General features: G+C 45.5%; 5 protein-coding genes. All 5 read left to right on the top strand.

From position 1 onward, the window contains the following. The first annotated feature begins 1,257 nt into the window (after positions 1 to 1,257). Positions 1,258 to 1,458 carry a hypothetical protein gene (locus Q4C79_RS04585; RefSeq protein ID WP_303089848.1) on the top strand — a complete coding sequence of 67 codons (201 nt, stop codon included), beginning with the start codon at positions 1,258 to 1,260 and terminating at the stop codon, positions 1,456 to 1,458. A gap of 173 nt (positions 1,459 to 1,631) precedes the next feature. Then, positions 1,632 to 5,210: a putative Ig domain-containing protein gene (locus Q4C79_RS04580; RefSeq protein ID WP_303089847.1), complete on the top strand. Its 3,579-nt coding sequence runs from the start codon at positions 1,632 to 1,634 to the stop codon at positions 5,208 to 5,210. A gap of 873 nt (positions 5,211 to 6,083) precedes the next feature. Next, on the top strand, positions 6,084 to 6,662 hold the full coding sequence (locus Q4C79_RS04575; RefSeq protein WP_303089846.1) for a hypothetical protein: 579 nt from the start codon (positions 6,084 to 6,086) through the stop codon (positions 6,660 to 6,662). 46 nt (positions 6,663 to 6,708) lie between these two features. Then, positions 6,709 to 7,287, top strand: a complete 579-nt coding sequence (locus tag Q4C79_RS04570; protein WP_303089845.1) for a hypothetical protein — start codon at positions 6,709 to 6,711, stop codon at positions 7,285 to 7,287. 38 nt (positions 7,288 to 7,325) lie between these two features. Beyond that, on the top strand, positions 7,326 to 12,661 hold a 5,336-nt coding region (locus tag Q4C79_RS04565), incomplete at its 3' end, for a calcium-binding protein (RefSeq protein WP_303089844.1).

The raw sequence follows: 12,661 nt of genomic DNA, 5'->3' as shown, positions 1-12,661 counted from the left end.
TTTTCCGAAATTTGATTGGATTTATATGGTCTTCCATGTATAGCTGTACGGCTCCGTTGATGCTGGGTAATTTAATTTTTTTAAATAGTATGATGTAAGGGGTAGTTTATGGCAATACGATTAACCCACTAAAAAATATGGCTTTGTCATTTTATACGGTTGCTGCTAAGTACACTGATAAGGATAACATCGCTCAAGATATCACTTAAATAGGAGGTTGTATCATAAAATTTAATCATTATGGCGGGTTAGTTATGTTTTTGGGGTGCTAAATATGTATCAGTTTAAAAGAAAAAAAACTGAATTAAATTTGTTGTTTGAATCATTTTTAGAAAATAAGAGATTGTACTTTCTTACTCATTTTAGTGGGGTATTGTTATACGTTTCACTCCTATTTTTCAATTTTCATTGGAATCCATTTTTTAGAGCAGCCTTTGATGTATGGGGAGAAACGGTTTTTGAAAAATGGATTTGGAGTAATTTTTATTTAACCGTGTGGTATGTTCCTTGCTATTTGGTTTATGTGAGGTTATTGGCTTTGATTGTAAACAACATGAAGCTTAAAAGAATAAATATGTTTCTTCGAAATTTAATTGGATTTATAGGGTGTACTATGCAGAATAGTATGACACCATTGATGCTGGGTAATTTAATTTTTTTACATATTATATTAAGGAAAGTTTATGGTGAATACAATTGATTCACTAAAGAGTATGGCTGTGGTGTTTTATACGGTTGCCGCTAAGTACACTAATACGGATAACATCGCTCAAGATATCATTTAAATAGGAGGTTGTATCATAAAATCTAATTATTATAGAGAGTTGGCTATGTTGGAGGCTGGTATGCATAAGCATAAACATGATGGAAATGAATTAAAACTATTAATGAGATCATTTAGGGGAAATAAGAGATTGTATTTCTCTACCTATTTGGGGGGGGTGTTGTTGTATGTTTCTGTTTTATTTTTAAATTTTTATTTGAACCCATTTTATACAGGTGCTTTTGATCCATCGAAAGACAACATCTTTAAAAAAATTCTATGGAGTAACTTTTACTTAACATTATGGTATATTCCTTTTTTTTTAATTTACATGGAGTTGATGAATTTAATTGTAAAGCACAGGAAGCTTGAAGGAATAAATATTTTTTTTCAAAATTTAATTGGATTCATGGGGTATTCTATACATAGTAGTATGGCTCCGTTGATGCTGGGTAATTTAATTTTTTTAACTAATATGATGTAAGGGGTAGTTTATGGCTAATACGATTAACTCACTAAGAAATATGGTTTTGTCATTTTATACGGTTGCCGCTAAATATACAGATGCGGACAATACCGCTCAAGATATCATCCAATATGTGCTCAAGGATGAAGATTTTTTAAACTCAATAGAAGAAGGATATTTTGCTTCATTAGATCAGAATGGAAAAAAGTTGTTAATTCTGATAGAGTAATTAATAGTTTATTGTTTTTTAATGTTGGGTTAGATATCGTTAGCTTTCGCTGGGAAATGGGGCAAGCTGTTGTGGATTCTGTCCAAGGTGGTACTAATTGGGCAATAACTGTATTGGCGGTAGATAGAAGCTTTGAACTCTGGAATGAGGGTAAGCCGGATGATGCCATTTCAATGATGTTCACTGCCCTCGGTGGCAGTATCGGCGTGGTGGCTCAGTTTTTGCCTTCTAGAGCAGAACAAATGGTATCTTTCCTTGCCAGCGGGATGAGTGTTGCCGGTTATATCGCGGAAAACGGATACGATTGGTTGCAACCTATGTTGTTTGCCAAGGATATTAATGATGAAGCTGTTGATCAGCTCCTTCAAAATATCAGCCTATCCAATCCGGATATGATCGGAACGTTTGAAACCTTCGATGGCTGGGTGGCTACTTACGGGGTGCCCCAAGTATTGGCTTGGATGAAATCGGCATTGGAAAGCAAACATCTGGCGGTAGAGGATTTGTCTTCTTATGCCGCAGACGGCTATGACAGCCTGCTCATGGAGATTGTTGCGTCGGTTAAAAACAAAACCGTGGGAATGGTGGTTTTGCCGTCTCATCAGGAAACGATGAAATTGCTGGCTGATTCGGCAACGCGCCCGGCGGCCATTGCGGCATTGGAAAATTTGATTCCTTTTGGCATTGCCGGCTATCAGGTTCAGAAGAAGGAATACGGCGATAGCAAATGGCTGGAAGCCCGGTCGTTATTTACCCAACTGCATTTATCCCAATATACGGTTTTGGGTGATCCCAATGGCGTGAGCGGTATGGATCCGCATACTTTGGAAGAGCTGCGGGTGGCTTTGCAAACATTTATGTTGCGCGAAGGGATAGACGGCGGTCGTGTAGAGTTTGAAGATGCGGCTATTCTGGATGAAAATATTTTTATGCAGTTGGGAAATGATCATACCGGGGTGTCTAAAATCGTTTTCGGCGGTGATGCGGCAGACGGGGCGGTAGGCGGTGCAAAGAAAGATTTGCTTTTTACCGGCGCCGGAAACGACACGCTGAACGGCGGCGAAGGCAATGATTATCTGGACGGCGGCAGCGGTAGCGATACTTATCTGATCAACGGCGAAGATGTGGTGGCGGATGCGGATATGCAAGGCAAAATCATCTTTGCGAATAATAATCTGCAAGCTGCGGCGTTCGTTAGCGACGGCAGTGATTCCGGAGTTTGGTACGGTACCCAAAAAGAGCAGGGCAGTGATGCGTCTTCTTTAATAGCCCGTCGTTCGGATTCGGATTTGATCGTCGCCCATATCAACGGCACTGATACTGCGCTCATCAAAGACTTCTTTGTGCGCGCCCGGGAAAACGGCTCCGGCGGCCTAGCCGCTTTGGGTATTGAATTGGATGTTGTCGCCCAAGGTGCGCAAACCGCCGTTCGCTATGCTTCCGGTGTGTTAAACCGCTATAACCTGATTTATGCTTCCGCTCCGCTCTATACGCAGGTACGCGGCGGTGATTTGGACGACTTGCTGATGGCGAACGGATCCGGCGGAGTCCATGCTTCTTTAGGCAGCGGCAACGACCGCGTTTTCGGCAGCTATTTAGCCGACTATATCGATGGCGGAGACGGTAACGATATTCTTAACGGCAGCCAGTTTATCCCGGCCGGCAGCAATAAACCCAAAGAAGAAATGGCGCTGGATACCGATATTATTATCGGCGGCGGTGGGCGGGATTTGATCAACGGCATGGCCGGTAACGATATTATCCATACCGGCTTAAAGAACGAACATACCTATACGGCCGGCCGCAATGAGCGCGGCGATTGGGCTTTGGGCGGACTGGGCAATGATTCGATATTCGGCAGCACGGAACACGATTTGCTGATGGGCGGCGCCGATAGCGATACCGTTTATGGCGGTGCGGGAGATGATGTTATTCTGGGCGACGGCGGCATTCGTTTTGGCAACCGTACGCTTAGCGAATCAGGCACACCGCCCGATATTGACATTCAATATAACCGGTTGGGATTGGGGCAATGGCAGCCGACTGTTACCCATATTCCGGGAACGGCCGTAGCCGTCGAACACACGGTATTGGCTGACCAAATCGCCCCTCAAACCAAGGGGCTGTATTCGTTCGCTAAGACACATCCGGATAACGACCTTTGGACGCTGGAAATCAATCGTGAAGCCGAGGATTATACTTTAACCACCAAAGTCCCACTTAACGAAAACGATCACCGGGTGGCGGTAGGCGGTAGCGGGGATTTCCTGTATGGCGGCGAAGGCGATGACTTGATGATCGGACAAGACGGTTCGGATTATCTCTATGGCGGCGCGGGAGAAGACATCCTCTATGGCGACGATAACCGTGAAGACATTGCCAATTACGGCAATGACTATCTGAACGGCGGCAGCGGCAACGACCGTTTGTATGGCGGCAAAGGTAACGATGCCTTGATTGGCGGCTCCGGTTCGGATCACTTATTCGGCGGCGAAGGCAACGATAGCTATCGGTTCGACAGCAAAGACTTGCAAATTGCGGCCGATGAAAACGTAATCCACGATTCGGATGGCAAAGGCAGCATCGTGATTGACGGCAGCCCGTTAGAACAATACGGGTGGATTGCGGTGGGCGGCGAAGGATCGGTTGCCAACCGTTGGCAGGCACCGGGCGTCGGATTGCAACTGTCTCGGGCCGGTAATGATCTGGAACTGACCGCAGAAACATTCGCAGCCAAGATCGTGGTGCGGAATTTCAGCCAAGCCCAATTCGGTTTGAACCTGCCCGCCGCTTTTATCGCACAAGAACCGCAAACGCCGGATACTCCGGTTGTGCCGAATGAGCCCGCTACGCCACAGCTTAGCAACCAAGCACCGCTGGTGGCCGGCTCCTTTGCCGCCCAAAAACTCACGGCGGGCGAAGAGTGGTGGTATGCCCTGCCGGATAACCGTTTCATCGATGCCGACGGCGACCGCTTGGCTTACAACGTAACCCTGGCCGACGGCAGCCCTCTGCCCGATTGGCTCCGCTTCGATCCGGACAGCCTCACCTTAACCGGCACCCCAGCCGCGATAAGCGAAATGCAATTGAATGTCAGCGTATCGGACGGTAAAGGCGGCACGGCGGTCAGCCCCTTGCTGTTGAATATCGTCGCCGCAGGCCGCTATCAGCGCCCAGACAGTACCTTGAGCGGTACCGATATTGGAGAAGCCTTGCACGGATCGGACCATCGCGAAGACTTGAACGGCTACGGCGGCAACGACGTTATTTACGGCTACGGCGGTAATGACGTGATCAACGGCGGCGCGGGCAATGATTATCTGGAAGGCGGAGACGGTGCCGATACTTATGTCTTCTCAGAAGAATGGGGACAGGATACGGTGGCGGCGGTAAACGGTGAAGACCATATGTATTTCAAAGATACTGTTTTGTCGCAAATCAGCTTTAGCCGTGAAGGCGCTGATTTGTTGATGGGCAAAACAGGAACTTCGGATCAGATTCGCATCATTAACCAATTCGGCAGCGCAACAGCCCATGATGCCTTGGGTATCGTGAACTGGGAGTTTGCCGACGGCCAAATCCTGAAAGCCGCGGATGTCTACGCCCTCACCGAAGCGGCCAACACAGCCGCACAAACCAACGGTTTGCTTAATGCAATGGCGGCTTTCGGCAGCAACGAAGCGGTAAGCGATTCGACTATCGTACCGGCCGATAACCGCACCACTACCCTACTGAGCGCAACGGCGGCGTAAAGCCCGATCAACTTGTATTGAACACCCCCGAGCGGAAGCCATTCCGCCCGGGGTTTTGTTTGGGGTAGAAAGATTCAGACAGGCATTTGAAAAAGTGTTATCTGTTAGAGCCTCGAAATGACTGCTTGAAACCCATTCAGAAGCAATCTGCTGTTATTATTTTTTTTTGATTTTATTTGTTAAAATATGTGAAATTATGTTGTATGAAAACACAAAGCGGATTTGCTGGAAAAGACTTTTTACAAGCAGAACCTTCTCATTTTGTTTTTCTATATAAAACAACATAATATAGTTATTGTTATGATTCTCCGCTACTATTGGAAACGAACATATTCAAAGATGTAAGATATTTCTTATGACAGATTGTCAATTAGCATATATGTAAATTATTTAAAATAAATAAAATATTTTTACTCTAATTAAATATATTGCGGGATTTTTATGGAAATGATAAATTTGCGTGGGTTTAATATAAGATATTATTTTAAATGTTGTTTGTATATTATTTGTTTTGCATATAATTAATACTTTTATTTTAATAAAATCAAAAAATATTCTTTTTTTAGGAGAGTTGTTCTAAAGAATAGAAGAGAAATGAGTGAGTAAATTATAAAAATATGCAAATTCATTGTAAATAAAAGGTGATGTTCAAGTTTGTACTGATCACGCGATTTAGATATTTGCAAATTGTATTGAAGTTGAATATCTAGATTCTGATTGAAACGAATACATTTTTTTCAGACAGGCATGAATAGCAAGCTGAATGTCTGCCTGAAAAATGAGTTATTTACTTAGATTCAAGAAAAACTATGTTGGCCGTAAACGAATATGCTCAATTATCTGCCTGAAAAACCAATCCGGAGAATACTCTATATGTTGAAACTAAAAAAATACGGCTTATTACTGGTGGGGATACTGTGCCTGTCTGCTTGCGATACGGAAAAGCTATGGATTGATGACTCAAAAATTTTTCACTGGCAGGAGCAGGTGCAGCTGAGTGACGGCAAGGTCATCTGGATTGAACGGCGCCTCGCCGGCAATGGTGGTTTTCTGCCGGACAGTGATTTTGAAACCACCAAAGATGAGGTGGAAGTGGTGGATGCGGCGGGCTTGGACAAACCGCCGCTGTGGTCGGATAGATGGGCGCCGATGGTGTTGGACCGTGAAGAGCAAGGCCGTTGGTATATGGTGGTCGCTCCTATACATTGCCACGACTGGAACAGCACTTTCCCCTACCGCCAATATAAAGCGATCAACGGTACATGGCAGCAGGTGGATTTTGATATGCGGCTGGACAGACGTCGCCCGAATATCGAATGGTATATCCGGCTGAAAGAGATGCCGGAAAAACTGTATCTGATGGACAAGCCGGAATGGGAAAGTGATCCAAGATCCAGCAAAGTCTCACCTAGATTCCAAATTATCGATACCGAATACCGCATCGGCTGTTAATGAATCAAAAAAGATACCTGAAAAACCAATCCGGAGAATACTCTATATGTTGAAACTAAAAAAATACGGCTTATTACTGGTGGGGATACTGTGCCTGTCTGCTTGCGATACGGAAAAGCTATGGATTGATGACTCAAAAATTTTTCACTGGCAGGAGCAGGTGCAGCTGAGTGACGGCAAGGTCATCTGGATTGAACGGCGCCTCGCCGGCAATGGTGGTTTTCTGCCGGACAGTGATTTTGAAGTGACCAAGAATGAGGTGGAAGTGGTCGATGCGGCAGGTCTGAACAAACCGCCGCTGTGGTCGGATCGCTGGAAGCCGATGGTTTTGGATCGTGATGAGCACGGGGTCTGGTATATGGTGGTGATTCCTCGGCATTGCCATGACTGGAACAGCACTTTCCCCTACCGCCAATATAAAGTCATCAATGGCGCATGGCAGCAGGTGGATTTTGATATGCGGCTGGACAGACGCCGCCCGAATATCGAATGGTATATCCGGCTGAAAGAGATGCCGGAAAAACTGTATCTGATGGACAAGCCGGAATGGGAAAGTGATCCAAGATCCAGCAAAGTCTCACCTGAATTCCAAATTATCGATACCGAATACCGCATCGGCTGTTAATGAATCGAACCACTTTTATTGAAAAACAGGAAAAATTTATGTTAACCGTAAACGAATATGCCCAATTATCCGCCCGCACTTATGATCGCACGCGGATCAATAAAATAACCCTGCCGCAAGACATCACCGAAGTGCATTGGCAGGATGATGATCCGGAAACCGGTTTTTCGGCAGGGGTCTACAAAAAAGGCAATCAAGTGGTGATTGCGTTTACCGGCACTAACGAACAACTGATAAAAGATTTCGCCGTTGCCAATGTTCCGGCTGGCTTGGGTTTGAGTTCGGCACAAATTACACGATCTGCAGAATTGGTGTTGGAAACCATCAGCAAATATCCGGATGCCGAGCTAAGTTTTACCGGACACTCTTTGGGTGGAGGCTTGGCCTCGCTGATGGCGGTATTTTTTGATAAAAAAGCCACCGTATTTGATCATGCACCGTTTAAAGCAACTGCATTGAGTCACGAGGCGATAATGGTATTGCATATTTATTTAAAATTAAACAACTATCGAAATCAGGCTTTTGATGATTATGTTGATCCTTTTCTAACAAGCTATGAAACCCGTAAGCAGAATGTTACCGCTTGGCATGTAGGAGGGGAGATGCTGCAAGTTCTGCGAGAAATATATCTACCGATTCCGAATTTTGGCGCTATTACGGGTAAGGATCAGGAATACGAAATATCAGTAGGGCGGGATTTTTTGTATGACATTGAATGGCAGGAACTGAAAGACCTGTCGTTTGGTGAGATGTATGACAAATTAAAATCTTCGGCAGGAAAGGCCGTTAATCTGCATTCAATGGTGTTGCTGCTCGGTTTACTTAGCAGTGAATCATTTCGCCAAAGTGTAGCTGAGTTGCCGGATTCCTTGGAAGTTATGTTCGATACCGAACTGTATGCGGTGGAGAGCCCGGAATATTCGGATAATGAAGATATCTGGGCGCGCTTGGTGAAGCAGCAGCTGGGCGGCATCGAGCGCCAGTTTGGTGACCCGGAAGGATCCGGGCGGGTAATCACGGCCCAACCGATTCTGGATGCGATGGCGCGGGCGTTTGAGCAGCTGGCGACGGTGCTGCCGGCAAATGGCTTGGCACGGCAGGCGGTTATCGCCCAGCTGGCGGAATGGTTTTATTACCAAGCGGATGGCTATCAATACCAAGGCCGCCCGTTTTTTGCTACTTCAGCCCCCGAGGTGCTGCAATACACTCTGGCGGCCGGTGAAGACTATGGCGGCGGCGTTAATACACGCAGTAATGGTGGATTGGTTTCTAAAAACTTATCAAGCAAATATACCCTACCTTGGCTACAGGATGTATTGGTAGCGAACGGTGTGCAGCCGCAAACGGTAGCTTCCGGCCATTTCCAGCAATGGAATGTGGCCGGTGGCCAGCAGGCAGTGAGCATGTCGGCAGTGAACGAACAGCTTAGCCAGTTTATGTTGGGTTCGGGCGGCAATGATATGTTGAGGGGTGGCAATCAGGATGATTTGCTGCTGGGTGGCGATGGCGACGATATTCTGGCGGGTAGCAGCGGGCATAATGTATTGGTCGGCGGCAAGGGTGCGGATACCTATCAAATTGCCAACGGCAGTCAGAATGTGATTGTGGATGCCGACGGTTCGGGGTATTTGGAATGGAACGGCCTGAAACTGGCTGGTGGCAAGCACTTGTTGGGCAACAACAGTTGGTATGATGAAGCGAACTACATCAGCTACAGCCTGTTTGGCCAAACCTTATTGGTGAACCATCACTCGACCACTTCAGCTTTTAGCGTGCAGATACAGAATTGGTCGGCAGGTATGTTGGGATTAAACATGGGATCTTCGGCACCCGGTTCGTCTTATCAGTATTATGTGGGCGACCAGCGTGCCAAGCTGATTGGAGTGGAAATTGATTTACATGTGAAGCCGGGGGAAAGTGGCTACAACACTTATAAATGGTCGTCCACCCAGCGCTTACCGGATGGCAGTCTGAGCAATGGCATTACGGTAGCAGGCTTCGACGACATTATTTACGGTTCGGCAAACAATGATCATATTGAGGGACGTTTGGGCAACGATGCTCTGGATGGCGGCGCTGGCAATGATTTGATTGAAGGTGGCGCAGGGCGCGATTTACTGTTGGGCGGGGGTGGATCGGATATCATTAAAGGAGATGAAGGTGATGATTTTATTATTGCCAATACTCGGCTCAATACAGGACTGCGCGTAAGCCCGGACGACCAATGGATAATGCCTGTGGATGGCAAGGAACTGGTGTTTGCAGGCAGCAAATGGGGCGTCTTTATAGATGAGGAAACTGAGAATAAAGAAGATGTGCGAATTTTTTCCGGTAGCTCAGAGACTTTTGCTGATGAAGCAGGTACGCAGGGCGATACCTTGCAAGGCGGTGTTGGTGATGATTACATACTTGGGAGTAATACCAACGATTTTATTGACGGAGATGGTGCGGATGTGAATGCCGCCGGGGATATTGTTTATGCCAGCGGAAACGATACGATATACGGTGGTGGCGGTGAGGACCAGATTATAGGTGGGCAAGGTGATGATAATATCTTTGGGGATGGTATCGTCAAGCCGGGCTACCTGAATACGGTGGCTGCACAGGAGCACAGACGCGATACCATTTATGGAGGTGAAGGGCAGGATACAATCAGTGGAGACGGTGGCAGCGATTATATTGACGGCGGTGATGACAACGACAAACTTTATGGAGACCAACGTAATTATGATTCAGCCTATACTGAAGGTAAAAACTTCTTGCATGAGACCTATCACGGTCGGGATGAAATCCATGGTGGCGCTGGTAACGACCAGATTGTTGGTGGCGGCAAAGGCGATTGGCTCTATGGCGGCAGCGGCAACGATAATATTTGGGGTGATGACTCAGATAAGGTTAGGCATAAAGAGCTAGCCGGAGATGACTTTATTTCTGGCGGTGCTGGAGAAGACTATCTGGATGGCGGTTATGGCAACGATGAAATCCATGGCGGCACCGAAAATGATCACATTCGAGGCGGCGCCGGCTTAGATTCTTTATATGGTGATGAAGGTAATGATCATATTACTGGAGACGGCTCTGACACACCAACTGTCGATCATGGTATAGACAAACTGTATGGTGGCGCCGGTGATGATGAAATCATCGGTGGCGGCCAAAATGACAGGCTGTACGGAGGCGATGGTGATGATAAATTGTGGGGCGATGATTCCGCAGCACTAGATAATCAAGATCCGGATATTAAAGGTCAGGACTACCTTGCCGGAGGTACAGGTAACGACTATATGGATGGAGGCATGGATGATGACATGCTATATGGCGGAGAAGGTAAAGATACCTTGTTTGGCGGTGCTGGTAGTGATTTGCTCTACGGTGAAGATGGAGATGACACCCTAATTGGAGATCTCTCTTCTAATACTGATGTGTACGACAAAAAACTGAGTGCGACAGAAATCCACAACGACTATCTAAACGGAGGTAATGGTGATGATAGTCTGGTTGGTGGCATGGGCAATGATGTACTTATCGGTGGTGCCGGTAATGATCTGCTTTGGGGGGATTTGGGCGTCGAGGAAAGTCAAGCCTCAGCTGAAATTGTGGGTGATGACATTTTATACGGTGGTGCCGGTAACGATTATCTGGATGGCGGTTATGGTAACGATACGTTGTCCGGTGATGAGGGCGATGACACACTTTACGGCAATCATGGCAATGATGCCCTGTATGGTGGAGAGGGGCAGGATAGCCTTTTTGGTGGCAGTGGCGATGATATGATATTTGGTGGTGCTGGTAATGATTCTCTTGCCGGCAGCACAGGCAAAGACTATCTGAATGGTCAGGAAGGCGATGATGAGTATGTCTATAGTAATGGTGATGGCATCACCACTATTGAAGACATAGAAGGTAAGACTATCATTTTTGTAGATTCACTTGAAGAACTAACATTTTCAACGTATGAAAATGGATTATTGGTCACAAATAATACCCTAGGTGATGCCATTTATCTCGTTGGCTATTATTTAGACGATGCTCAAAAATCGCTAGATGCAAGCAATGTGATTTTCGCTGAAGCAGGTAAACAATCTTTAACTTTAGAAACCCTTGTATCACTTAAAAAAATTAAGAAGAAAGGTTCAAGTGCAGCAGAGAGTCTTCTAGGAACCAGTAGAGATGATGAAATTGAGGCATTTGAAGGTAATGATATTTTAAACGGCCTAGAAGGGAATGATAAGCTTTTAGGATGGCAAGGTGATGATACATATGTTTTTGATGAGAACTGGGGTGTCGATACTATTATAGATAAAGATGGTACAAACTCTATTATCTTCACTTCACTTGCCTCTACAAAGGCCACCTTCTACAGGGAAGGAAATGACTTATTAATCTTGGGTAATATTAACGATAATAATTATCAAAATATCGTTTATGTTAAAGACCAATTCAATGATTCATCTTTTAATGCTTCGAATTCAATACAGAAAATCCACTTTGCTGATGGGGTGGTATTAGATCAAGCCAAAGCAATTCAACAATTCTTTGTTCATTCAACAATGGTTGATGGTCTCATCCAAGGAACGGAGGATGACGATGACATTTCTGGTACTGCTGGAAGTGATACGGTCATGGGCAATTTAGGGAATGACATTATTAACGGTGGGGCTGGTGATGATCGATTAGATGGTGGATCAGGCGCGGATACATTTGTGTTTACAGGCAACTGGGGGCAGGATATTGTCACTGGAAGCGATGGTGAAGATCATATGTATTTCCGTGATACACCCTCTAGTGCGGTGGAATTCAAACGTGATGGTTTGGATTTGCTGATCATAAAAAAAGGTACCGACGAACAAATTCGTATTCAAGGACAGTTTAGTTCAGAGGTTAAATATGATAGCCAAGTTATTATCAACTGGGAGTTTGCTGACGGAGTCGTTTTGAAGCCGAACGATGTATATTTACAGTTAATGAACGGTACCGATGGCAATGATGTGATTGTCGGTGGAGCTGATGATGACATTATTAATGGTAGGGATGGTAATGATCGATTAGATGGTGGGTCAGGCGTGGATACATTTGTGTTCACAGGCAACTGGGGGCAGGATATTGTCACTGGAAGCGATGGTGAAGATCATATGTATTTCCGTGATACACCCTCTAGTGCGGTGGAATTCAAACGTGATGGTTTGGATTTGCTGATCATAAAAAAAGGTACCGACGAACAAATTCGTATTCAAGGACAGTTTAGTTCAGAGGTTAAATATGATAGCCAAGTTATTATCAACTGGGAGTTTGCTGACGGAGTCGTTTTGAAGCCGAACAATGTATATGTACAGTTAATGAATGGTACCGATGGCAATGATGTGATTGTCGGTGG

Origin of the sequence: Neisseria sp. (genome assembly GCF_030523955.1) — a bacterium.
Classification (GTDB): Bacteria; Pseudomonadota; Gammaproteobacteria; order Burkholderiales; family Neisseriaceae; genus Neisseria.
This window is presented reverse-complemented; position numbering and strand designations above follow the sequence as displayed.

Coding starts and splice junctions, on each gene's coding strand:
- Q4C79_RS04585 (WP_303089848.1), top strand. CDS start 1,258: ATGGCTAATACGATTAACTCACTAAGAAATATGGTTTTGTCATTTTAT.
- Q4C79_RS04575 (WP_303089846.1), top strand. CDS start 6,084: ATGTTGAAACTAAAAAAATACGGCTTATTACTGGTGGGGATACTGTGC.
- Q4C79_RS04570 (WP_303089845.1), top strand. CDS start 6,709: ATGTTGAAACTAAAAAAATACGGCTTATTACTGGTGGGGATACTGTGC.
- Q4C79_RS04580 (WP_303089847.1), top strand. CDS start 1,632: ATGATGTTCACTGCCCTCGGTGGCAGTATCGGCGTGGTGGCTCAGTTT.